This window comes from Parafrankia elaeagni, assembly GCF_000374165.1.
Taxonomy (GTDB): Bacteria; Actinomycetota; Actinomycetes; order Frankiales; family Frankiaceae; genus Parafrankia; species Parafrankia elaeagni.
The window spans coordinates 80,912-104,330 of record NZ_KB893713.1 but is presented as its reverse complement, the minus strand read 5'-3'; the positions used below and the strand labels follow the sequence as shown (position 1 = coordinate 104,330).

Sequence of the window (23,419 nt, the reverse complement as noted above, 5' to 3'; positions counted from 1 at the left end):
GTCATCGACAGGTCGGCTACGGCTCGATGATGTTGAAGTTCGGGTCGCCGGGGTCGAGGGCACCGAGCAGCTGACGCAGCGTGCCTTCGTCGCCGTCGAGGGAGAGCCCGGCCGCGCGGGCGGCGTCGACGTTCCCCGAAGCCAGGGGAACCAGGGCTGGTCGCGGCACCGTCACGGTCAGCGAGACGTCGCCCGACCCCGCACGCACGTAGGTGAACACGCCGTTGACCAGCGTGGTGCGGAAATCCGATCCGTGGTCGGGGAACACCCAGCGCAGCGCCAGCTCGAGATCCCACGCCTGCGGCCCGTTCACCTGGACGGCGAGCGCGTCGAAGAACATCTCCGGTGGCAGCTGAGCGAGGACGTCGGGGGAGTTGGACACGGTCGGCGTGCCGAAGCCGCCCTCGCGCAGCTCCCGCGCCCCGGACAGATAGGAGTTTCGCCAGGTGCCGTTCTCGCAGCCGAAACCGAGCTTCTCCAGGACGTCGGCGAGCAGGGCGCGGGCTTCCTTGTACTCGGGCTCGGCGAACACGACGTGGTCGAGCACCTGTGCCGCCCACCGCAGGTCGCCCTCGTCCGCCGATCGCTGGGCCTTCTCGACGACGGTGTCGGCGCCGCCCATGAAGTCCACGTAGCGGCGCGCGGCCTCCTGTGGCGGGTGCTGCCACAGCCGGGCGGGGTTGCCGTCGTACCAGCCCATGTAGCGCTGGTAGATCGCCTTGACGTTGTGGCTGATCGATCCGTAGTAGCCGTGCGTGTGCCAGGCGCGCGTCAGCGCGGGCGGCAGCGTGAGCTCCTCGCCGATCTCGGCGCCGGTGCGGCCCTTGTTGATCAGTCGGACGGTCTGGTCGTGCTGGTAGGCGTACAGGTCACGCTGGAGCCGCAGGAACTCGACGACGTTGTCCGCGCCCCAGGTGGGCCAGTGATGGGAGGCGAAGACGACGTCGGCGCCGGCCGCGAACGTCTCGATCGCCTCGGTCAGATAGCGCGCCCAGGCGTGCGGGTCCCGCACCAGCGCCCCGCGCAGCGTCAGGACGTTGTGCAGCGTGTGGGTGGCGTTCTCGGCGATGCACAGCGCCCGCTGCTCCGGAAACAGGAAGTGCATCTCGGCCGGCGCCTCGGAGTTCGGCGCCAGCTGGAACACCATCCGGACCCCGTCGACGGTCATCTCCTGGCCCGACCGCGTGATGTCGACCGTGGGCGGTATCAGGCTGACCGTCCCGGTCGAGGTCGTCTGCCCCAGCCCGGCCCCGACACCCCCGCGGGGACCGCGTGCGAGCGCGGCGCCGTACATGTACCCGGCCCGGCGGGCCATCGCCGTTCCCGCGTAGACGTTCTCCGAGATCGCGTGTTCCATGAACCCCAGCGGGGCGATCACCGGCACCCGGCCGGCGTCGACCTCCTCCTGGGCCACGACACCCTTCACCCCGCCGAAGTGGTCCGCGTGACTGTGCGTGTAGATCACAGCCGTGACCGGCCGTTTCCCGCGCTGGGACCGGTACAGCTCCAGTGCGGCCCGCGCCGTCTCCACGGACAGCAGCGGGTCGATCACGATGACTCCGTCTGCGCCCTCGACGAACGTGACGTTCGACAGGTCCAGACCACGCACCTGGTAGATGCCGGGAACCACCTCGAAAAGGCCCTGCTTCGCGACCAGTGACGACTGCCGCCAAAGGCTGCGGTGAACCGAATCCGGGCCATCACCGGTCAGAAAGGACGTATACGAATCGTTGTCCCACACGACCGTTCCGTCGTCGTCCCTGACGGTTGCCGGTTCCAGGGTCGCCAGCAGGCCCCGCTCCGCGTCGGCGAAGTCCCGTCGGTCCTCGAAAGGAAAGATCGCATCGGCCATGCCGCGCCTCCAGAAATCGCGCCTCACCGCTGGGCGGATCCTGCGCCGCCGAACCGACGCCGGCAACCGGGCACCGGGCCACCGGGCACTGGGCGCCGAACACCGCCGAGGCTGCTCCCGGGCGGTCAGAAATGGGCGAGTGGGGGTGTGGGGTGGGGGAGATGCCAGCGTGGCGACCCATCAGGCCAGCCCGACCCGGCTCGCCGCGTTCGTCCGCGAGCACTGGCTGGTCGAGAACCGGCTGCGCTGGGTCCGCGACGTCACCTTCGGTGAGGACCTCAGCCAGGTCCGGACCGGTAACGCGCCCCAGGTCATGGCCAGCCTGCGCAACCTCGCGATCGCGATCCTGCGCCTGACCGGCGTCACCAACATCGCCGCGGGAACCCGTCACCACGCCCGCCGCCCCGAACGCCCACTAGAGGCGATCATGAAGTTTGCTTGCTGGCCGACAACTTTGCCGAGGCGTGTGCCATGAACGACGAAGGAGTGCTGATGGGCAGGTAGGGCGTGCTCTGGAGTCGATGCTGCGCGAGAGATGAAGGCTTGGCCCTTCGGAGTCGCCCTTCGGGGGGAGGCTTCAAACCGCCACATGCTGCGTTGGCTGAAGACCGTCGTGGTGAGCGATGTGGAAAAGGCGCCGGAGAGGCGTCAGGTGGGGACCAGGAAGATGAGTGAACCCGAACCGCTGTTGACGTGTCGTTACAAAATAGGTGACATCAAAACCGTGGCATGCTTCGGGCTGCGGGAAGAGTCTGGCGGATACCCGACTACCGGCCAGGCGGTGTCCGGCATGGAGGCGGCATGATCCTGGTCTGCGGGTCTCGCGTGGAACATGGGAAGGCGCCGACCTGGGTGTTCCTGCCTGTCGCACATGGCAGGCAGAACCCTCGGGAGGCGCTGGCGGACCGGCCTGTAGTAGCGGCGAACCCTCTGTAATGGAGGGGGAGTGAAGAGGCCGGGTCATCTGCGGTTTGTTCGTCCGGTCAACCGGGGTGAATCTTCGGGAGGAGCTGCATGAGCGAGCTGAAGTCACCGGCGAAGCCGTTTGGCATCTCAAAGTGGGAAGTGTGGGAGGCATATCAGCGAGTGAAGGCGAACAAAGGGGCGCCGGGGGTGGATGGCTGCACCCTGGAGGCGTTCGAGAAGGACCTCAAAGGAAACCTGTACAAGGTCTGGAACCGGATGTCGTCCGGGAGCTACTTTCCGCCACCGGTGCTCGCTGTGGAGATACCGAAACCGCACGGCGACGGGGTCAGAACACTGGGCGTGCCCACGGTCGCGGATCGGGTCGCCCAGACGGTGGTAGCCCGCAGGCTGGAAACGGAGATCGAGCCGATCTTCCATCCGGACTCCTACGGCTACCGGCCGCGGCGGTCGGCGCTGGACGCGGTCGCGGTGTGCCGACGGCGGTGCTGGAAGTACAACTGGGTCGTCGATCTCGATATCCAGGCGTTCTTCGACAGCGTCCGCTGGGACCTCGTGGTCAAGGCGGTGGAAGCCCACAGCGACGCCCCATGGGTTGTGCTGTATGTGAAGCGGTGGCTCCAGGCGCCGCTGCAGCTGCCCGACGGGAGCCTGCGGGTGCGCGACCGGGGGACCCCACAAGGGTCTCCGGTCTCGCCCGTGCTGGCGAACCTGTTCCTGCACTATGCCCTCGACATGTGGATGGCCCGGACTTTCCCGGCCGTCCCGTTCGAGCGCTACGCCGACGACGCGGTGCTCCACTGCGTCAGCGAACGCCAGGCCCACCAGGTGCACCGGGCGATCGAGGACAGGATGGCCGAGGTCGGGCTGCGGTTGCACCCGGCCAAGACCAGGATCGTGTACTGCAAGGACGCCAACCGGCGGCTCGACCACGAGCACACCGCGTTCACGTTCCTCGGGTACACCTTCCGTGCCCGCGCGGCGCGTGGCAGGAACGGGCGGCTCTTCGCCTCGTTCCAGCCCGCGATCAGCAGACAGGCCCTGACCACGCTCGGCCGGCAGGTCCGCCGCTGGCGCCTGCACCGCCGCAGCGACGTCACGCTCGCCGACCTCGCCCGGATGATCAATCCGGTCATCCGGGGCTGGATGGCGTACTACGGGGCGTTCTACCGCTCCGCGCTGTCTGCTCTCCTCACGCGCATCAACTCCTACCTGGTGCGTTGGATCCGCAAGAAATACAAGCGGCTGCGACCCGTGAGGAAGGCGTCAGCCGCCTGGCAGCGGGCAGTCACGGGCTCCCCGGGGTTGTTCGCGCACTGGCGGTGGGTCCCGACCTTCCGGTGACCAGGATGACAGGAGCCGTGTGACGGGAGACCGTCACGCACGGTTCTGCGAGAGCCGGGAGGTGAAACCCCTCCCGGCTACTCGACCCTGCTCTCGGGCCGGGGAGCCGTCCGGGTTCGTCTCCTCGGCCAGCGACCAGCGGCTGGCTGTTGCCGAACCCGACGGAGGTGGCAGGCGCCGCCTGGGATCACGCTGGGGTGCAACACATTCCTGCCGAGAGACCTCCGATGGTTCCTCGCCTCGCCGGCCAGGCATGCCGGCTCCCCGCCTGCGGCCTGATGTGCCTGGTCACCCGGCGCGGAAGAGGGAGAGTCGTTAGTTATACTCAGTTCAAAATTGAAGCGGGGGCATTGCGCCACTGTGCGGCCGGCCCTGCAGGGGCCCGCAGGGCTGTATCCGGGGTTGGGCGCGATGTCGAACCGGTCGTGGCCGCTGCGGCTGCCGCGGTGCCCCCGGCTGCCCTGACCTGTATGGGAGACCCGCGGGCCGGCAGGTCCGGCGGCCGTGGAAATGCCTCTGGCGGGGCGGTCCGTCTCGTGCGCCGTAATCCCTGATCCCGTCGGTCTTTGTTTGGCTTCCATGGAGGAACACGTGCGTTCAGGTAGATCGGCAGGGCCGTTAGGGCTGGTGGTCGCAGTTCTTGTGGCTGCCGTCGCCAGCTGCACCGCGACATCGGCGGACAAAGGCGCGCCGGCGGCATGCAACGCACCCGGAGTGACACCCGACAAGGTGAATCTCGGCATGGTGCTCTCTGATACCGGCGTGGGCAGCGCGACGTTCTCCTCGGCCCGCTCCGGCGCCGCCGCCAGGATCGGGCTGGCCAACGAGGAGGGGGGCGTGCACGGCCGGGCGATCTCCTACGAGTGGCATGACGACGCGAGCTCGCCCTCGCAGAACGCGAGTGTCACCGAGGATCTCATCCGGGGCGGAGGTGTCCTCGGTGTCATGCTGGTCAGCACCGGCGTCGGCGATTCGCTGCCGGCCCTGGCGGCTGCGGGAGTGCCCGTCGTCGGCTTCGGGCTGCCGTCCTGGAGCCGGTTCCCCAACATGTTCTCCAACATGTACGAGGCGTCTCCGGTGACCGTGGGCCAGTACGTCCGGGCCAGCGGCGGCAGGAAGGTCGGCATCGTCGCCACCGGGACGTCGGCCGCCGTGACGGAGAACCTCGGGCGGTACCGGACCGCCTTCGAGTCGGTCGGCCTTGCGCTGACCGACACCATCCCCTTCGCCGGCACCGACAACCCGAGCGGGGTCGTCCAGCAGCTGGCGGCCGCCGGTGCCGACTCGCTGGTCAGCTTCACGACGCCCGACGATCTCGCGCGGATCGTGCAGGCCGCCCAGGCCGTGAATCTGGGACTCGCACCCACCGTCTCGTTCGCCGGATACGACCACAGCCTGCTGCCCATCCTGGGTACGGCACTCGCCGGAGTCTCGTTCCCCGTGTACACCCGCCCGTTCGAAGCCGGCGGCACCGCTCTCGACCGTTACCGCACCGCCATGGCCCGTTTCGCACCGGAGGTCGTCCACCCGGACCAGCAGTTCGCCCTGCAGGCCTACATCTACGCCGACATGTTCCTGCGCGGGCTCGACCTGGCCGGTGCGTGCCCGACCAGGGACGGCTTCATCAAGGCCCTGCGCAAGGTGTCCGACTACGACGCGGGCGGGCTGATCGAACCCGTCAACCTGAGCACCAGCCCCACCCAGCCGCTCAGCTGCTACGCCTTCGTCCGGATCAATGCCGGCGGCACCGATTTCGAGGTCAACCGCCAGCACGTCTGCGCCGACGGGACGAGCCGCTGACACCGCGCCCGCGCCCGCGCCCGCCTGAGAGCCGGACCACCGGACCACCGGACCACCGGACCGCGGGCTGTGCGACAGCCGACAGGTTGGTTATCGCACAGCAGGGCCGGCTTCGGACGGTCTCGTCCTGGCCTAGGTTCGACTGGTCGAGAGGAACCAGATCATGTCGGACCGTCGGGGCCCCACCGCCTGGGTTCTGTTGGCGCGCAGTCCTGCCGCTGTCACCACACTGGCACTCGCGGCGGCGCTCACGCTGCTGACCGCCGGCTGCCAGCCCGGTGCGGGCACTGGACCGGTCGCGGGCGCGGAGCCGAAGCCCGCGCTGACACTCGCGGGGTCGGAGGTGATCGACCAGGGCGGCGGCCCGGCCGACCCGGGCGGATCCCTCGGGCAGGCCGGGTCGTCGAGTGGCGGCGGACCGCCGGCGGCCGGCGGCGACCTGCCGGCCGGTCCGTCGCCGCGGCCCTCTGGTATCGCCTCGCCTGAGGCGGCCCCCGTGCGGACCGCGGCGCGGGCTGACTGCCACCGGGTCGGCGGCTTCGACGTGTGCGGGCCGATCTACGACCGGTACGCCCAGGCCGGTGGCCCGACCGGTGCGCTGGGCCGTCCCGTCGACGAGGCGACGGCGGCCGGCGGCGGCACCTCCCAGCGTTTCGAGCACGGCGCGGTGGCCGCCAGCCCGTCGACCGGCACCCGCGTCGTGGCGGCGCCCGCCGCCGACGCCTGGGAGGAGGCCGGTGGGGGAGACGGTGCCCTCGGATACCCGCTGCTCGACCCGCGCCCCGCCGCCGGTGCGGACAGCGTCAGCTACTTCCAGGGCGGCGCCGTGTTCGTCACCGGCGGCGACGCCGACGTCCATGAGGCACCCGGCGGGGAGGTGCCCGACGTCGACGTTCCCAGCGTGTACGGGCTCCCGTTGGCGGACTTCACCATCGTCTGGCGGGACCGGGCCGCCGACCCGCCGGACGGTGACCTGGTGTGGACGACCGACGGGTGCAGCGGGCCGACACCGCCCGCGGTGGACGCCCTGTTCGCCGACGCCTGCCTGCGTCACGACTTCGGCTACCGCAACTACCTGAACGGCCCGCGGGTCGACCCCACCCAGCAGCGCCGGCTCGCCGTCGACAACCAGTTCCTCGCCGACCTGCGCGCCACCTGCGGGACGGCGGGCGAGCCGCAGGTGGACTGGTTCGGGGTGATGATGCCGTGCCAGCGCGCCGCCCAGGTGATGTACGACGCGGTGCGTGCCTTCGGCTAGTGAGGCGCAGCCACGGCGGCGGGGCAGCCGTACCTCACCGAAATTCCCGGAGGATGCCTCGGCTTTCAGGTCGGGGAGGAATCTGGTTTCCCGCGCAACGGGGCGTTGGTAGGCGGTTCGCTGTCAGGTGGGTCGCCGTTCGAGGAAACGGCGCTCAAGGTGAATCGTTTCGCGGTTGGGGGTGTGTGTTTCCTTTCGTGGTCTCGATGAGGCGGGTGTGCGGTTTGTTGGGGGATGGCTGTTAGGGTGTGGTCGTGTCCCGGTTCCGGTTGTATCCCGATGCGGCGGAGGAAGAAGCTCTGCTGGTGCACTGCGGGCATGCCCGGTATGTGTGGAACCTTGCCTGCGAGCAGGGGTCGTGGTGGAATCCGCGCCGTGGGCCCGCTCCCGGCTATGTGGAGCAGAACCGGCAGCTCACCGACGCGCGGGGAGACAATCCGTGGCTGGCGGCAGGCAGTGTGATCGTGCAGCAGCAGGCACTGCGGGACTATACGACGGCGATGGCCCACTTTTTCGTGGTTCGCATCGGCGGCCGTCGTTTCGTAGGCGGGGCCGGGCCGAGGGTTTCCGGATCGTTGCGGTGAAGCCCGCCGATGTGCGGCGGGTCAACGGCCGCTGGTCGCAGGTACGGGTACCCAAGGTCGGGTGGGTGCGGTTCCGCCGGTCCCGCCCCGTGCCGGCGGCGCGGTCGTACCGGGTGACACAGGATCGGGTGGGCCGCTGGCATGTGGCCTTCGCCGCGGTCCCCGATCTGATTCCCGTTCCCGACACCGGTGGGGTGGTCGGGGTGGACCGTGGAGTCGCGGTGTCGGCGGCGCTGTCGACCGGGGAGCTGCTGTGCTGCCCGGGCCTGAGGCCGAAGGAAACCGAACGGCTGTGCCGGCTGCAACGGCGTTTCGCCCGGTCCAGGCGCGGGTCGAACCGGCGGGCCCGGTTGCGGGCCCGGATCGCCCGGGTGAGGACGCGGGAGGCCGACCGGCGTAAGGACTGGGTGGAGAAGACCAGCACCGATCTTGCCCGCCGTTTCGCGCTGATCCGGGTGGAGGACCTGCGGATCGGGGCGATGACCCGCTCCGCGCGTGGTACCCCGGCCGCACCGGGGCGGAACGTGGCGCGGAAAGCCGGCCTGAATCGGGGCATCCTGGCTCAGGGATGGGGTCTGCTCGTCAGACGTGTGGAACAGAAGGCACCTGGCCGGGTCGAGCGGGTCCCGGCCGCGTTTACCAGTCGGCGTTGTTTCGCCTGTGGGTATGTCGTCGCCGGGTCGCGTGAGAGCCAAGCGCGGTTCTGTTGTGTCGCCTGCGGGTATCAGAGCAACGCCGATGTGAATGCTGCACGTAACATCGCCGAGGGACGCCGGTGAACGCGCGGGGAGGCAGCCCGGTGGGGCTCCTGTGAACCGCGAACCTCAACTACACGAAACCAGCTTTCGTGTCGTTGGAATCTCCCGCCTTCAGGCGGGAGAGGACGTCAAATGTAGAACGCTATCCCGATCGCAAAGCCGATCACCGTGCCGGCGATCGCCACGAACGTCGCCATCTTCCCGCGGCTGCTGTGCCTGCTCCAGGCCACCGCACCGCACACGATGCCGGCGATTCCGGCGAGCGGGAAAAGCAGACCGAGCGCACCCAGGACGAATCCCAGAATCCACAGCGTGCGCACACCGGACGTCTCGCCGACCGGGGCCGGGCCGTACGGATACGGCGCGCGGCCGTACTGGGCCTGGTCCTGCCCGCCTTCCGGGTACGGCATATAACCGGCCTGGTCAGCCGGAGCCTGCGGGTACGTTTCATACGGGGCCGGGCCACCGGTGCCGGGCCCGGCGTGACCCGCGGGGTTCTGGCCGGCCTCGTTCGGCGGCAGGTAGGGATTGTCGCCCGTGACCTGAGGATCTCCGGTGCGGTGCACCGGCGTCGGCTTCGTCATTGCGACTCCGTTTCTCGACTCGTCCGTTCTCTGTCGGTTCCTGCCGGCTCCTGCCGGTTCCTGCCGGCTCGGGCTGACGTGATCGATCGTCGCAACGCTTCTACCCGCTTTACCGCCGTACTCACCCACGAACATGCATCCGTGGAAGATGTCCGTCGCGCCGCACCGTGCCGCTGTGTGTCTGTGCTGCTCAGGGCCCAGCGGTCCAGAGGGCGGCGTGGGTGCCTCCCGACGGGAGGCTGCCGCTGCCGCCGATCGTGCCCGTCGCACTGATGGCGGCCGGTGTGGCGTCCGGGCCGCCGAGGGCGGCCAGCGGGGTGAGCTTCCCGGCGCGCCACAGGAAGCCGCGGGTCAGATACGGGCTGCCCGGGCCGGTCGAACCCGTGGCCGTGGCGATGACCTGCCCCCGGTTGTTGACGTCGACCGCCTCGGCGGCGAGGCCGGTGAGGCCGAGTGGGGTGGTCGGCCGGCCGGCCGACCAGACGAAGGCGTCCTGCTGGCCTCCCGCGTCGGTCGACGTCCCGGTGACCAGGCTCAGGTCGTTCAGGGCCGTCGCCCGGGAGTAGTCCCCGCCCAGTGTTCCCAGATCGGTCATCGTGCCGGCGCTCCAGAAGAAGGCGTGGGTCCGCCCGTCGGCGCGGACGCTCTGCCCGACCACCTGGCCGCGTGCGTTGAGGGCGGTGACCTGCGTCGAGTCGCCGCCGAGCGACCCGAGGTCGGTGACCCGGCCGTCGGCCCACAGGAACCCGCCTGGCATGCCGTAGACGGGGCCTCCCTCGCCGGTCCTGGTGCCGGCGACCTGCCCGGACTCGTTCACGTGCAGGCTCGCGTTGGCGAGGCTGGGGACCACGCCGAGATCGCGGGCCGTACGCCCGTCGGAGCCGGACAGGTAGGCCCGGACGACCGGCTCCGGCCCGTCGAGCTCGGCGGAGATGGCCACCACCTGCCCACGGTCGTTGATGTCGGCCGGGATGACCGTGTCCCCGGGAACGGGCAGCACGGCTGCTGTTCCGTGTTCCCAGCGGACGGCGACCGGTGCTCCGGAGGCGGACTGCCCATGCCCGATGACCTGGCCGCGGTTGTTCAGGCCGATCGGCTCGATCGGTCGTCCGTCATAGGTCAGCGGCGTGAGACGGCCGCGGGCCCACAGATACGCGGGGGAATCCGGGCCGGTCGAGACGAGTGCCTGGCCGACGTCGTTGACAGCGACCACGCGGCTGTCGCCGGCCCACTGCGGGGTGAGATCCCGCGCGGTCAGCGGGACGGCCGGTGGACCGCCGGCGGCCTCGGCCGGTGCGGCGAGCAGAACCACCGTGGCGGCGGCGAGAAAGGAAACAGCCACGCGGATCCGCTGGCGGATCGACACGGGCGACGGTGCTGCAGGCATCGGCCTGGTGCCCCCTCGTCGGCGTGGATATGACGGGCGCCCCTGGTCCGGCCGTCGTCACGGCCCGGCTGTGGCGCCGTCGCTATTTTTCGGAAAACTCTCCATCTCGGTCACCTTTTTGTCGCTTCCTTCGTGGGCGAGAATATTGTCGTAGGTCGACTGCGTCAACGGCAGACCCGTAAAAAAGCTACTGGTTAAGTCTTCGGTGTGCGTGCTAAAAAGCACGCGGGATGACATCGGGCGACTTCCGGGCATGTCCTGGTGTCGCCGGAGCAGGATCGCCGAAAAGAGGAGAGTGGCATGTCCGAGGTGTCGTCAGGATTATCCGAGACCGCTGGCCAGAAATCCGCCACCGGATTTAGTCGACGGACATTCATCGGCGCCGCGGGCACCGGCGCGGTCACGTTCGGCGGCCTCGTGGCCGGTGCGTCACCGGCGCGTGCGGTGACGAACACCGAGGTGAACGCCCGGGCCGTGGTCGTCGGCACCGGCTTCGGCGGTGGCGTGACCGCGCTGCGCCTCGCCAGGGCCGGAGTGCCGACCCTCGTTCTCGAACGGGGGCTGCGCTGGCCCACCGGGCCGAACGCGAACACCTTCGCCACCGTCGCGAACCTCGACAACCGGTCGGCCTGGCTCTCCCCGAAACCACCGCTGCCGAGCCTGGCGAGCCTCGTTCCGGGCGCCGACCAGACCTGGCCGCTCTACACCGGGGTCATCGAGGTCATCAAGGGCAACAACATGACCGTCAACTGCGGCGCCTGCGTCGGTGGCGGTTCGGTCATGTACCACGGCATGACCCTGCAGCCCACCAGGTCCGACTTCAACCGGTCGATGCCGCTGGCCGCCGGAATGTACGACGAGCTCAACGCCAGGTGGTATCCCACCGTGGCATCGATGCTCGGAGTCTCCACCGTCCCCGACGACATCCTCAACGCGGACCCGTACACCTCGTCCAGAATCTTCCTGGACGTCGCGCCCCGGACCGGCCTGCGGACGTTCAAGGTCCCGCTTCCCGTCGACTGGAACTTCGTCCGCGGAGAGCTCAACGGTACCTACAAGAAGGCCTACACCAACAGTGACATCGCCTTCGGCGTGAACAACGGAGGAAAGCACTCGATCGACGTCACCTACCTCGCCGCCGCGGAGGCCACCGGCAAGGTGACCGTGCAGACGCTGCACATCGTGCGGGACGTCTCCCTCGGCGCCAACGGCAAATGGGTCCTGTCCGTCGACCGTATCGACACTGCCGGCAACGTCCAGGAACACAAGACCATCACCACCGACGCGGTCTTCCTCAACGCCGGCTCGCCCGGAACGACGCGGCTGCTGGTCAAGGCGAAGGCCAAGAACCTCATCCCGAACCTGCCGGACTCCATCGGTACCCAGTGGGGCAACAACGGCGACCGCATCTACGAGTGGATCGGGATGCTGCGCAACCCGGGCGCCGCCCAGGGTGGCCCCGCCTGCGTGGGCGCGACCGACCCGGTCAGCCCGATTCCGCTCCGGATCATCCACGCCGGCGCGCCGCCCCTGATCGCCGGCATCCAGCGACTGATGACCGTCGTCGGCTTCGGCATCGTTCCCCCGGTCGGCACGTGGGCCTACGACGCGGCCAAGGACGACGCCGTCCTGAACTGGCCGATCGGCGCCGACATCGCCCTCCAGACGCTGATCGCGGCGCGGATGGCCGGCCTGGCCCTCGCCGGCGGCGGAATCATGATCGACACGAACCTGACCGAGAACTCGACCTGGCACGCCCTCGGTGGCGTCCCCATGGGATCAGCCACCGACCTCTACGGCCGTGTCCGCGGCCACCGCGGTCTGTACGTCCTCGACGGCTCCCGCATCCCCGGCTCGACTGGCGCCTGCAACCCGTCCATGACCATCGCCGCGCTGGCCGAGCACAGCATGGCCAGGATCGTTCCCCAGGACGTGGGCACCGTCTTCTGACGGGCCCCTGACCGACCGCTCGGGCGGACGCCGGCCAGGCCCAGGCACCCACGGGCCCCGCTTTGTCTTCAAGTGATGTCATCGTATGATGACATTGCTTGGAGGCAAAGATCGGGAGGCGCGGTGCGTGGGAGACGGGGCATCATCCAGGCGGCGCCGGCCAGGTCAGGCCTACCGGGCCGGGCGAGCCCGGGTCTCCTGCTCGGCGTCCTCGTCTACTGCGGACTCGTGATCGCGGTCATCGGGACGCTCGGCACGCCGCTGATCCCGACGATCGCGACCGACCTGCACGTCTCGCTCACGGACGCCCAGTGGCTGCTCACCCTGACGCTGCTGATCGGGGCCGCCACCACCCCGCTGATCGGGCGGCTCGGTGACGGGCCACACCGGCGCACCGTGCTGCTGGCCGGCCTGGGGGCCGTGGGAGCGGGCTCCGTCCTCGCGGCCACCGCGGCGAGCTTCGTTCAGCTGCTCGTCGGGCGGGGCCTGATGGGCATCGGCATGGGCCTGATGCCGCTGGCGCTGGCGATCGCCCGCGATCTGCTGCCGCCGAGCCGGGTCGGCCCGGGGATCGCGGCCCTGTCCATCACGGTCGCGACCGGGGCCGGGCTCGGCTACCCCCTCAGCGGCCTGATCGCGGACACGTTCGACTACCACGCGGGATTCTGGATGGCGGCCGGGCTGGCGGGCGCGGCGATGGCGGCGGTGGTCGCCGTCGTGCCGGGGCGGGCGAGCGCCCGGCCCGCATCCGGGCGGCTCGACCTGCGCGGCGCCTGGCTGTTCGCCGCCGCGCTCAGCCCACTGCTGCTCGCGCTGAGCGAGGGACGGGCCTGGGGCTGGACGTCGCCGGGGGTGGTGGCGCTTCTCGTGGTCGGCGCCGCCTGCGGGGTCGGCTGGGCCCTGGTCGAGCTGCGGACGGCGAACCCGCTGGTCGAGCTGAGGTACCTCAGAGCCCGCCCGGTGCTCGTGGCCGACGTGTGCGCGGCGCTCGCCGGCTTCGGCATGTTCAACGCGATGACCCTGATCAACCGGCTCGCGCAGGCCCCGACGTCGACCGGCTACGGCTTCGGGGCGTCGCCCGCGGTGCTCGGCCTGGTGATCCTGCCCCTGTCCGCGGGAACAGTCCTGGCCAGCCGCTGGTCGCGCTGGCTGGGGCCACGCACCGGCGGCGGCCGGGGACTGTTGGTGACCGGTCTGCTCGCGGTGGCCCTCGCCCAGTTCGGCCTTGCCGTCCGCCACGACCACCTCGTCGAGCTGGGTGCGGCCACGTTCCTGTTCGGGGTCGGCATCGGGCTCGCCTTCGCGGCGATGCCCGCGCTCATCATCGGATCCGTCCCACCGCAGGAGACCGGCAGCGCCACGAGCTTCAACCAGGTCCTGCGGACGGCTGGCGGCTCGGTGGGCAGCGCGCTCGGAGCGGCCATGCTCGCCGCGCACACCCCGACCGGCTCGTCGCAGCCCGGCGAGAGCGGCTACACGCTGGCGTTCGGCCTGGCCGGCGGGGTCTGCGCGCTGGCCGTGCTCGCGGCGCTGGCCCTGCCGGCCTCGCCACGTGACGGTGAGCAGGCCGCGGCCCCAGCCGCCATCCCCGCTGCCCGGCTGGCAGAGCTGGCGACACCGTGGGAGGAGCCGGTGGGCACCGCCGCCTCGCGCCCCACGATGGCGGATGATGTCGAGCCATGAACACCACCCGCCGGCGCGACGCGGCGCGGAGCCGTCAGGCGCTGCTCGCCGCAGCGGCCGACCTGTTCGCCGAGCGCGGTTACGCCGGCACCGCCATCCGGTCGGTCGGCGACCGTGCCGGCGTCGACCCGGCCCTCATCGCCCGGTACTTCGGCGGTAAGGAAGGGCTGTACCAGGCGGTTCTCGCCGCCGATCCGCTCATCGGACAGACCGTTCCGGTCTCCGGCGGCCCGAACCGCGGCGGCCCGGCCAGTGACGCCGCGGGTAGCGGCGGCTCCGCCGGCGAGGGGCAGGCGGAGCCGCCGGCGCGGTCCGCGGCCGGCGCCGCGTCGCCCGCCCGCGGGTCGGCCGCGGCGAGCGAGACGCCGGCCGACCCGGCGGCAGCGGTGCGTGCCCTGGTGGGCCGGGCGCTGGACAGATGGACAGCGAGCGGTGTCAGCGCCGCGGCCCAGAACGTCTTCCGTCGTGAGGTGGACGCCGCCGCACGGGCAGCGACCCGCGAACGGCTCGACACCGTTCGCCTACCGCTGGGCGAGACGGCGGCGGCGCCCGACCCGGAGCTGGCAGCCGAGCTCGCCGTCGCCCTGCTCTTCGGGGTGGGAGTCGCCCGGGACGCCGGAACCCTCACCCGACTCGCCAAGGCTTCCGCCGAGGACCTGCGCGAGCCGCTGACCGCCGCTCTCCTCGCCGCACTGGGGATAACCGAACCGCCCCAGCCCTGAGTCAGGCACTCCGTCAGGCGTCGCACCCGTCGCACCCGTCGTACCAGGCGCGGATCATGGCAGCCTGCCCCTGCAGTGTGCCGTCGCGATCGACGAGGTTCCAGATCGTCGTGTCCTCGATCCAGAAACGGCGCCCGGACCGGGCGACCCGCTGACCGCGATAGCCGTTCGGCGCAACCCCGGAGCAGGACGTCGTTCAGCTGTCGGGCGGACGGGTGGACGGGTCGCCGGCGCAGAAGTAGCGTTCCCGACGTTCCGGGCCCTGACCTTCGGACCTGGGCCGCGACCATGCGGGAGGGGAACTGCCGTGGCGGACCTTCGGGAGGACAAGGCGCAGATCGCCGAGGTGCTGGTCCGGTACGCGACAGGTATCGACCAGCGGGACTGGGCCCTGTTCCGCACGTGCTGGACCGCGGACGTCGAGGCTGACTACGGCACCGTGAAGCATGCCGGCGTCGAGGCGATCACCGAGTACATGACCAGGGCACACGAGAACATGGGCCCGACCCACCACCGCCTGTCGAACGTCGTCGTCGACGTCGAGGGGGACCGGGCGTCGGCACGTTCCTACGTCCATGCGGTCCTGATGCTTTCGCCGGACGACCCCGGCCGCTGGATCGACGTGATCGGCAACTACACCGACGAGCTCGTCCGTACTCCGGCAGGCTGGCGGATCAGCCGCCGCACCACGCGGATCGCGCGCCTGCTGGCCTCCGGCGAGACGCCTGTCGGCTGATCGTCGTCAAACGCACGCCACCCGGTCGCTGCGCCGGCCCGGGATCTCTTCCCCCGCCACCTCGCTGGTGCACTGCACAAAGATGAGCAGCACCATTTCCGGTGTTCTGGATCCGCCTACGACGAGCTGGACACTCTGGCTGTTGCCCGTGTAGGTGATTTTCGTTCTGCCGTCGGAGCCGGCTTCCTGGAAGAACTTGTAACCGGCGCCGGGCAGATTCTGGCGATAATAGTCGACGGCCGCGGCCGGAGTGATGCCGTCAAGAGTGAGTGTCGCGTCCGTGGGCTTGTTCTTGGAGACGGTGAACGTCACTCCGGGCGGAAACGGAAAGTTCTCGGGGACGATGGAGTTCGCCAGTGGGCCCGCGCCGGCGACGGGAGTCGGTGCGGGTGCGGGTGCGAGGGCGGGCGCCGGGGCGGCGAGGTCGGCTGTTGCCGCCGGGGTCGGGGGCAGAGCCGCCGAGCCGCCTGCCAGGGCTGTGGGCAGGTCAGTGACCCAGCCAGCCAGCGGAGTGGGGGCCTGGCCGGCCGACCCGGCCGCATCCTGGGCGCTCGGTGACTGGGAGGTGACGGTCGAACCGCTCCCGCCGCACGCGGTGGCCAGCAGCGCCAGGCCCACCCCGAAGCCCACGGTGAGTGACCGCGACCTTGTTTTCTCGACCCTCACAGATACCCCCCGAAATCCAGCCGCATGATCGATGCGCGGGCTGTCTCCTGCCAGCGCAGAAGTCCGCCCTTCGTCTCGAGGCAACTGCACGAGAAAAAGGTTCGGACGACTTCCGGGATTCTAGGGGATGATCCCGTGGGCGAGGGTTTCCGCCATCGCGGCGGCGGGGTGGCGAGCTGTTCGGCCGGCCACCGCGGTCCTTCCGCAGGGGCGGGTGCGCGGTTTGTCAGGTGTGCTGCTGCACCAGTGGCAGGAAGATCGTGTCGACGATCTCTGTCAGGACCTCGTCGGTGACGGGGGCGAGGTTCATGACGAACTCGTGCCGCAGGAGATCGAAGGGGAGTGACCGCACGCGGTCGGAAAGACGCTCCGGCCTGATCTCCCCCCGGTCGGCTGCGCGGGCGAACAGAACGTCGAGAGGGTTCTCGCGGCCCACCGCGACGATTCTGCGGAGGTCGGCGGGGCTGGTGCCGGTCTCCTGGTAATAGCCGGCGAGGTGGACGCTCATGACGGTGGCGAGCTGGGCGCGGGTGGCGTTGACCTCGCGCATGAGGGCGAGAACGTCGCCCCGCAGGCTCCCGGTGTCGGGGGTCACGCGGCGGTCACGTCCGAGGGCGTGGGCGATGGTGGCCCGGACGCGCTCGCCGACGCGCTCGGCGCAGCCTTCTGGTGGTCCGTCGCCTTCACCGCCGTCGGGGTTCCCCTCTGCCTGTTCCTTCAGGCCGGCTGGCTGCCGGGTTCGATCGTGCTGGTGCTGGTGCTGGTGCTGGTGCTGGTGCTGGTGCTGGCCGCTGGCTGCAGAAGTCGCATGATCATCTCGACGGTGCGGTCCAGCGGACGGCGTCGGGCGGTGACCGTGGACAGCAGCGTGCGGGTCAGGATGGCGCCGAGGAGCATGTCGAAGACGTCGTCCGGGTCCACGGCGGGGTCGATGCTCCCGGGTGGCGCGGCGTGCAGGATGTCCTGGAACTGCGGTCGCGCCGACACACGCAGGTAGAACTCCGGTGGGCGATGCCGGCTCGCGGCCTGGTGGTGCGCGAGCAGCCCCGCCGCGGCCGCGCGCGCCGCGGGTGCGTCGAAGGCGGCGACGTAGGCGCGGACGAAGCGGCGGAGGTCGCCGCGGAGGTCCCCCGTCGGCTGGACGCCGAGTGGGCTGAGGCCGGGGAACGTGGCTTCCTCGATCAGCTCGATCCGCGAACCCCAGCGGCGGTAGATGGCGGAGGCGTGGACACCGGAGTGCCCGGCGACGGCGTGGATCGTCGTCGCTTCGAAGCCACGCTCCACGAGCAGCTCGCGCGTTGCCGCGAGGGCCCGTTCGTCGATGCTCGTGTCCCGGGGGCGCCCCGGGCGGCGGCGGGGGGGCTCGGCCATGCCGGCGATCGTATGGGCGACGACTCGGGCCCACGCCGGCTCCGTCGAGTTCCAGGACAAGATCTTCTATAAAATTTCAGGACGAACTCTTCTATAACTCGCCGGCCGTCACTACAGTCCGGTGCCGGGGACAGGCGCTGGTGGCGACGGAGAGAGAAGCTGATGCGAGCTGCTGTGCTGCGGGGTGGGACGGTCGAGACACGCGTCATCAGTGATCCGGTGCCAGGGCCGGGGCAGCTTCTCGTCCGGTCACTGGCGTGCGGGATCTGCGCGTCGGACATCCACTTCATGGATCACCTGGAAGCCGGCGTGGAGGACGACAGCGGGATGTCGACCTACGACCGGGACGCCGACATCGTCATGGGCCACGAGTGCTGCGCCGAGGTCGTCGACTACGGCCCCGGTACCGAGCGTCGCATCCCCGTCGGTACTCGGGTGAGCTCCCTGCCGGTGCTGGCCACCGCCACCGGGCGCAGGATCATCGGGCAGAACCCGGAGTCACCCGGCGGGTTCGGCGAGTACTTCCTGCTGGACGAGTCCCTCACCCGCGTCGCGGTCTCGGAGCTCCCGAGCGAGATCGTGTGCATCGCCGACGCGATCTCGGTCGGCTGGTCGGCCGCCTCGCGGCGGGAGACCGCGCTGGCCATGGGAGCCGACGTGGTCATCGACCCCGCCGAGCTCTCGCCGTACCAGGCCTGGCGGGACGTGGCCCACGGCACTCCCGAGCCGATGAGAGAGATGCTGTCGGCGGCCGGCCTGCCGGGCTGCGTCGTCTTCGAATGCGTCGGTCTCCCGGGCGTCCTCGACTCGATCATCAGGGGATGTGAGCGTGGTACCCGGATCTTCTCCATGGGCGGCCCGCCGGAGGGCGAGCACCTGCACACCCTGACCGCCAAACGGAAGGGCCTGAACATCCAGTTCGGCGGCGGCCCGTTGACGCACCACTGGGACGAGGCCTTCGAGGCGGTCTGTTCCGGCAGCCTCGACGTCGCGCCGATGCTCGGCCGGACCGTCGGGCTCGACGGCGTGGCCGACGCTCTCAGCGCGTCGCGTGACGCCGACGGGCCGGTCCGCATCGTCGTCGTCCCTTGAGACGAGGTCCGTGGATGAGTGAGTTGGACGAGCTTCGCGCCGTGGTCGAAGGACTGGCGGCAAGGATCCACGCCCTCGAGGATCAGATCGAGATCATGCAGCTCGTCGCCCAGTACGGGCCCGCTGTCGACAGCGGGTCGGCGCAGGCCACGGCGGCGCTCTGGACCGAGGACGGCACCTTCGACGCCGTCCCCACACTGCGGATGCGGGGGCGGGGCGACATCGCCGCCATGGTCGACGGCGGCCACCAGAGCCTGATCCGCAACGGCTGCGGCCATGTCCTGACAGTGCCGCACATCGTGGTCGACGGTGACGAGGCGACCGGCCGCAGCTATGCGCTCAACATCCGCTGGGACGCCGACGCCGACCGGTTCTGGGTGGCCCGGGTCTCCGCGAACACGTGGCGCTGGGTGCGTACCGCGCGGGGCTGGCGCATCCGCGAGCGGATCAACGCCAACCTCGACGGCACGCCCGAACACCGCGAGATGCTCGCGCCACCGCCACCGCCACCGCCACCGCCACCGCCGGCCTGAGCTGTGACCGGTCCGGTGGACGTGGTACGCCCTCAGGAGGATCAGTGAAGATCGGATTTGTCGGGGCGGGTCGTATGGGCCGGCCGATGGTCGACCGGCTGCGGGCGGCGGGCCATGACGTGACCGTTCTGGCGCGTCGTCCCCAGTCGCGGATGGCGGCGGAAAGCGACGGGCTGACCTGGGCCGGGACGGTGCCGGCGACGGTTCGTGACGCCGACGCGGTCTTCGTTGCCGTGCTGCGTGACGATCAGGTCCGCTCGGTGTGCCTGGGTCCGGACGGCGCTGTCGCGGCCATGAGGCCGGGAGCGACGCTCGTCCAGCACACGACGTCCGACCCGCGGACCGCACAGCTGCTCGCCGAGGCGGGAGCCGGCCGCGGCGTCGGTGTGCTGGACGCCGCGCTCTCCGGCGGCCCGCATGATGTCGCCGCGGGCCGGCTGACGCTGTGGGTGGGCGGGGACGAGGCCCTGCTGGACCGGATGCGCCCGGTGCTCGGCACGTATGCGTCGCCCGTGATGTTCGTCGGGGGGCCGGGCGACGGCCAGCGGGTGAAGCTCGTGAACAACGCGCTGTTCGTGGCGCAGGTGGGGCTCGCGATCGACGCGGTACGTCTCGCGGGCTCGCTCGGGATCGAGGAGACGGCGATCCTGGCGGCACTGCAGCACGGCAGCGGTGCCAGCCGGGGCCTCGGCGTCGTCGCGGGCGGGGGCTCGGTCGATGCCGTCGCCGGCCGGATCGGCGACCTGATGCACAAGGACGTCACCGTGGTGCGTGAGGTGGCCCGCAGCGCCGGCGCGGACCTCGGAATCATCGGCACGGTCCTGTCGTCGGACGCGGTTGAGCGCAAGGTGCTCCGCCGGGCGAACGCGCCGGACCTGACGCACTGACCACCGACGGAACAACCCCACCGTTTCGCCCTTCCGCCGTCTCGCCGGCCCGCGGTGCGACGACGAGGTGAATCAGGCGGAGACGGCGGGACGTCGAGAGCTACCACGAGGAGAACAGGGTGACAACCGTGACGAGCAAGTACGGCCCATGGGGCATCGTGGCCGGCGGGTCCGACGGAATCGGGGCCGCGTTCGCCCACGAGATGGCTGCCAGGGGGCTGAACGTCGTGCTGGTGGCGCGGCGGATTCCCGTGCTGGAGGCGTTCGCCGAGGAGATCCGCGCGAAACACGGTGTCGAGGTCCGCACGGTCGCACTCGATCTCAGTGCCCCGGGCGCGCTGGCGGAACTGGCGAGCGTGACCTCCGACGTCGAGGTCGGGCTTTTCGTCTACAACGCCGGCGGTGACGACTTCAGCACGCCGTTCCTTGACAAGGACCTCGCCACGCATCTGTCACTGGTGCATCGCAACTGCGACAGTGTGCTCGAGGCGGCTTACCGGTTCGGCGGGCCGATGGTGGCCCGCGGGCGGGGCGGCGTGGTACTCGTGACCTCGGGCGCGGCCTGGGCCGGCGGCGCCACCCTCGCCACCTACGGAGCGACCAAGGCTTTTGATCTCATCCTGGCCGAGGCACTGTGGGCGGAGTGGCACGCGAGCGGGGCCGACGTCCTGAGCCTCGTGCTGGGCAAGACCGACACGCCGTCGATGCGGCGGGTGTTCGACGCCAAGGGTGAGCCGTACGGCGAGGTCGCCGACCCGGCCGATGTCGCCCGCGAGGCACTCGACCATCTTGGCGACGGCCCGACCTGGATCTTCGGCAGCCCCGACCCGACCGGCGCCTCGCCGCTCGGTGCGCTGCCCCGCCGCGACGCCGTGCTCGTGATGAGCCGAGCTCGCTGAGCCTCTCTGAGCCTCTCTGGGCCTGCCCGCCGGCCCCGGCGTCCGATCCGCCGCGCCGGTCCTCCAGCTGGGACGTGTCGACCGGCGAGTCATCGAACCGCATCGTCTGGCCTGCCTCTCCGAGGAGCACGCTGCACTGGACAGAAAGACCGCTGCCCGCCCCCCGCGCTTCACACACGGGGGGCGGGCAGCACTACCTGGGCCGGTGCCTGGTCTGTCAGTAGCGGGTGCTCGCCGTCGAGCGGTTCCGCGGACGGCGACGGAGCCGGCGCAGACCTCGCGCCGCCGACCGATCGGCCGCGTTCACATCACGTCGGGCCTCATTACGGAGCCTCCGTAGCAACTTCATCGTTTCCTCCTCGAGCTTCGCCGTGCCTGCGTGGGTGTCCGGGCCTCGTCGTCCGGTCACCGGCCTGAACACGACATGCCCGGCCTGCCGCCAGTAACACCTCTTGTCGCCCGCGCTGGCATCGCCCCGCAGGCTGACCGTCAGGGGCCGGCCAGGCTGGGTGCGAGGGCGAGGAGCTCGGCGGCCAGCCGTTCGTCGCCCTCCACCTGGGCGGCCACGGTCGGCACCGTCGCACGACCGCCGGCCAGCAGGCAGAACGGCATGATTCCCAGGGTCACGGCGTTCGCCGCCGCCGGAACTGCCGCCGGAACTGCCGTCGGAACTGCCGTCGGAACTGCCGTCGGAACTGCCGTCGGGCCCGCCGCCGTGGCCGGGCCGGCGGCGCGCAGCAGTCCCGCGGCCCAGGAGGGTTCCACCGGGGCGTGGCCGGGCTGCCGCTCCGCCACGCCTGACGGGTCGAGTGACCAGGTGCCGCCGCCCGGCCCGGTCAACGTCACCGTCAGCGCTGCCGGCCCGGCCGGCGCGACGGCGGCCGCCCAGCGCCCGGCCAGCACGCGCAGTGCGAGATCCGCCATGGTGTGCAGCTCGTCCTCACCCGGATCCGGCATGGTGACCCCCGCGGCCGCGGCGATGTCGCGGGTGTGGATCCACGTCTCGAAACCGCGGGCGGTCAGATGATCGACCGGGATGGCCGGCCAGCCACCCGCCGTCACGACCGGTGGCTCAGGGCCGCCGGCAGCGCCGGAGCCGGCGCCTGAGGACGCATCGGCCACAGCCGTGCAGAGGAGCGTGGCGCGTTCGTACCAGCGGCGTTGGGCCTGCTCCGCCGGCCACTCCCGGGCGGCGGCCAGAACGACCTCGGTACGCGTCACGGGGTCCTCGTCCGGCCGTTCCAGATCATGCCCCGCGTCGCCGGTGCCGGCGGCCTCGCCGAGCGCGGCCAGCAGCAGACCGTCGACGGCGTACAGGTGCAGGACAAGGTCGCGCACCGACCAGCCAGCCGCGGCCGGCCGGGTCCAGTCCGCCGGGGCCAGCTCGACCAGCAACCGGTCCAGCGCGGCCACACGGCTCCCGTAGGCCGGGGTCTGCCACCCGTGCGCCCGGACGGGGCCGGCCTCCACCCGAACAGGCGTGCCCGGTGCGGCGGGCCGGACGGCGAGCGCCGCGGCGAGGACAGCGTCCAGCGACGCGGCCCCGACCGGTGGCGGTCCGTCGCCAGCCTCCCCGGTGGCGGACCGGACCGGTGGCGGAACGGCCAGCGCGAGCTCCGCGGCGTCAGTGGAACAGGCCACACACCGGCCGAGATGTGTCTCGACGGCATCCGCCTCGGCGGCTGTGCAGGCACCCAGGACGTACGCGCCGAGCAGCTCGGACACGCATGCGTCCGGGCTGGGCACGATCGTCGGGTCGGCCGTCACGGGGCGGCTCCCAGGCGGGTGAGGGTGAGCGCAAGAGCTGACAGAGCGGCTCGCATGCGCGATTTCGCCGTCCCCTCAGGGATGGCGAGCCGAGTGGCCACCTCGTCCTCGCGGGCGAGGAAGTCATGGTCGGCCGCCGGCCCGTCCAGGTGCTCGGTGAGCTGCCGGGCGACCAGGTCGTTCGGGCGCCGGGAGGTCTCCCGGCGGACCCAGTCGACGGCGCGCCGGTGGGCGAGCACCGCGAGCCAGGTACGCAGCTCCCCGCGCTCCGGGTCGAACCTGAGCGGATGCTGCCAGAAGGCGACCAGCACCTCCTGAAGGACGTCGCGGGCCGCGTCGGCGTCGCGGGTCACCCGGGCGGCGACGGCAAGCAGGTAGCGGGCGTACCGCTCGTGCACGACGGCAAGCGCGGTGGGATCACCGGCGACCAGGCGGCCGTGCAGCTCCACGGTCTCGTGCCGCGAGGGCGGCTGGCGGGCGGCGCCCGCGCCCGGCGCGGCACCGGGACCGGCACCGGCACCGGCACCGGCACCGGCCGATGGCAGCCGGCGCGCCACGGGTGCCGCACCGTCCTGTCCGTGCACGCTAGGTATTGTGCCATGGACGTTCCGCCCCGCCGGTC

At 71.0% G+C, this 23,419-nt stretch carries 21 protein-coding genes and 2 pseudogenes; 13 read left to right on the top strand and 10 right to left on the bottom strand.

Features of this window, described 5'->3' with window-relative positions; translation table 11 throughout:
* Positions 1-16: 16 nt before the first annotated feature.
* On the bottom strand, positions 17-1,852 hold the full coding sequence (locus B207_RS0108750; RefSeq protein ID WP_018636153.1) for an alkyl/aryl-sulfatase: 1,836 nt from the start codon (positions 1,850-1,852) through the stop codon (positions 17-19).
* Here B207_RS0108750 and B207_RS42535 point away from each other — a divergent pair.
* The 5 genes and pseudogenes from B207_RS42535 to B207_RS33125 all read left to right on the top strand — a co-directional run.
* Complete coding sequence (locus B207_RS42535; protein ID WP_326828397.1) at positions 1,851-2,327, top strand: transposase; 477 nt, start codon at positions 1,851-1,853, stop codon at positions 2,325-2,327. The two genes, B207_RS0108750 and B207_RS42535, sit on opposite strands and share 2 nt — an antisense overlap.
* Positions 2,328-2,866: 539 nt before the next feature.
* Positions 2,867-4,120 (top strand): group II intron reverse transcriptase/maturase, encoded by a 1,254-nt coding sequence (gene ltrA / locus B207_RS0108740; RefSeq protein ID WP_026310844.1) that lies wholly within the window; start codon positions 2,867-2,869, stop codon positions 4,118-4,120.
* A gap of 741 nt (positions 4,121-4,861) precedes the next feature.
* The gene (locus B207_RS0108735; RefSeq protein WP_326828396.1) at positions 4,862-5,920 is read left to right on the top strand and encodes an ABC transporter substrate-binding protein; all 1,059 of its coding nucleotides are present in this window, start codon (positions 4,862-4,864) and stop codon (positions 5,918-5,920) included.
* Positions 5,921-6,083: 163 nt separating this feature from the next.
* Positions 6,084-7,178: a phospholipase A2 gene (locus B207_RS0108730; protein WP_018636149.1), complete on the top strand. Its 1,095-nt coding sequence runs from the start codon at positions 6,084-6,086 to the stop codon at positions 7,176-7,178.
* Between the two features lie 254 nt (positions 7,179-7,432).
* A pseudogene (locus tag B207_RS33125) lies at positions 7,433-8,590 on the top strand (RNA-guided endonuclease InsQ/TnpB family protein); the annotation flags it as partial.
* 58 nt (positions 8,591-8,648) lie between these two features.
* Here the strand turns inward: B207_RS33125 and B207_RS0108720 are convergent.
* The 3 genes from B207_RS0108720 to B207_RS39600 form a co-directional block, all read right to left on the bottom strand.
* The gene (locus B207_RS0108720; RefSeq protein WP_018636148.1) at positions 8,649-9,104 is read right to left on the bottom strand and encodes a DUF4190 domain-containing protein; all 456 of its coding nucleotides are present in this window, start codon (positions 9,102-9,104) and stop codon (positions 8,649-8,651) included.
* Positions 9,105-9,294: 190 nt separating this feature from the next.
* Complete coding sequence (locus tag B207_RS0108715) at positions 9,295-10,446, bottom strand: hypothetical protein (RefSeq protein WP_195905263.1); 1,152 nt, start codon at positions 10,444-10,446, stop codon at positions 9,295-9,297.
* Between the two features lie 102 nt (positions 10,447-10,548).
* Complete coding sequence (locus B207_RS39600) at positions 10,549-10,728, bottom strand: hypothetical protein (protein ID WP_154675222.1); 180 nt, start codon at positions 10,726-10,728, stop codon at positions 10,549-10,551.
* 63 nt (positions 10,729-10,791) lie between these two features.
* On the opposite strand from B207_RS39600, the gene B207_RS0108710 reads away from it, so the two are divergent.
* The 3 genes from B207_RS0108710 (at position 10,792) to B207_RS0108700 (ending at position 14,846) form a co-directional block, all read left to right on the top strand.
* Positions 10,792-12,441, top strand: a complete 1,650-nt coding sequence (locus B207_RS0108710) for a GMC oxidoreductase (protein WP_018636146.1) — start codon at positions 10,792-10,794, stop codon at positions 12,439-12,441.
* 123 nt (positions 12,442-12,564) lie between these two features.
* Entirely contained in the window at positions 12,565-14,124 is a 1,560-nt protein-coding gene (locus tag B207_RS33120; RefSeq protein WP_230204922.1) for an MFS transporter, read from the top strand.
* Positions 14,121-14,846 carry a helix-turn-helix domain-containing protein gene (locus tag B207_RS0108700; protein ID WP_018636144.1) on the top strand — a complete coding sequence of 242 codons (726 nt, stop codon included), beginning with the start codon at positions 14,121-14,123 and terminating at the stop codon, positions 14,844-14,846. Before B207_RS33120 ends, B207_RS0108700 begins: the two co-directional genes overlap by 4 nt.
* A 13-nt stretch (positions 14,847-14,859) precedes the next feature.
* Here the strand turns inward: B207_RS0108700 and B207_RS38090 are convergent, their stop codons facing one another.
* A complete protein-coding gene (locus tag B207_RS38090; protein WP_230204926.1) occupies positions 14,860-14,967 on the bottom strand; it encodes an MEKHLA domain-containing protein in 108 nt (35 codons plus the stop codon).
* Positions 14,968-15,153: 186 nt separating this feature from the next.
* Between B207_RS38090 and B207_RS0108695 the strand changes: the two genes are divergently transcribed.
* Entirely contained in the window at positions 15,154-15,582 is a 429-nt protein-coding gene (locus tag B207_RS0108695; RefSeq protein ID WP_018636143.1) for a nuclear transport factor 2 family protein, read from the top strand.
* A gap of 6 nt (positions 15,583-15,588) precedes the next feature.
* On the opposite strand, the gene B207_RS0108690 is transcribed toward B207_RS0108695, so the two are convergent.
* The 3 genes and pseudogenes from B207_RS0108690 to B207_RS33110 all read right to left on the bottom strand — a co-directional run bounded on the left by B207_RS0108690 (position 15,589) and on the right by B207_RS33110 (position 17,619).
* A complete protein-coding gene (locus tag B207_RS0108690; RefSeq protein ID WP_018636142.1) occupies positions 15,589-16,212 on the bottom strand; it encodes a hypothetical protein in 624 nt (207 codons plus the stop codon).
* 262 nt (positions 16,213-16,474) lie between these two features.
* A pseudogene (locus B207_RS33115) lies at positions 16,475-16,891 on the bottom strand (TetR-like C-terminal domain-containing protein); the annotation flags it as partial.
* 74 nt (positions 16,892-16,965) lie between these two features.
* A complete protein-coding gene (locus B207_RS33110; protein WP_018636140.1) occupies positions 16,966-17,619 on the bottom strand; it encodes a TetR/AcrR family transcriptional regulator in 654 nt (217 codons plus the stop codon).
* A gap of 162 nt (positions 17,620-17,781) precedes the next feature.
* On the opposite strand from B207_RS33110, the gene B207_RS0108675 reads away from it, so the two are divergent.
* The 4 genes from B207_RS0108675 (at position 17,782) to B207_RS0108660 (ending at position 21,030) form a co-directional block, all read left to right on the top strand.
* A complete protein-coding gene (locus B207_RS0108675) occupies positions 17,782-18,711 on the top strand; it encodes an alcohol dehydrogenase catalytic domain-containing protein (protein ID WP_026310842.1) in 930 nt (309 codons plus the stop codon).
* Between the two features lie 14 nt (positions 18,712-18,725).
* Positions 18,726-19,244, top strand: coding sequence for a nuclear transport factor 2 family protein (locus B207_RS0108670; protein ID WP_018636138.1), 519 nt, complete (start codon positions 18,726-18,728; stop codon positions 19,242-19,244).
* A gap of 44 nt (positions 19,245-19,288) precedes the next feature.
* The gene (locus tag B207_RS0108665) at positions 19,289-20,131 is read left to right on the top strand and encodes an NAD(P)-dependent oxidoreductase (RefSeq protein ID WP_084692052.1); all 843 of its coding nucleotides are present in this window, start codon (positions 19,289-19,291) and stop codon (positions 20,129-20,131) included.
* Between the two features lie 128 nt (positions 20,132-20,259).
* The gene (locus B207_RS0108660) at positions 20,260-21,030 is read left to right on the top strand and encodes an SDR family NAD(P)-dependent oxidoreductase (RefSeq protein ID WP_026310841.1); all 771 of its coding nucleotides are present in this window, start codon (positions 20,260-20,262) and stop codon (positions 21,028-21,030) included.
* Between the two features lie 489 nt (positions 21,031-21,519).
* Here the strand turns inward: B207_RS0108660 and B207_RS0108655 are convergent, their stop codons facing one another.
* Positions 21,520-22,797: a maleylpyruvate isomerase family mycothiol-dependent enzyme gene (locus tag B207_RS0108655; protein ID WP_154675221.1), complete on the bottom strand. Its 1,278-nt coding sequence runs from the start codon at positions 22,795-22,797 to the stop codon at positions 21,520-21,522.
* Positions 22,794-23,354 carry an RNA polymerase sigma factor gene (locus B207_RS0108650; protein ID WP_018636134.1) on the bottom strand — a complete coding sequence of 187 codons (561 nt, stop codon included), beginning with the start codon at positions 23,352-23,354 and terminating at the stop codon, positions 22,794-22,796. Before B207_RS0108650 ends, B207_RS0108655 begins: the two co-directional genes overlap by 4 nt.
* Positions 23,355-23,419: the final 65 nt, after the last annotated feature.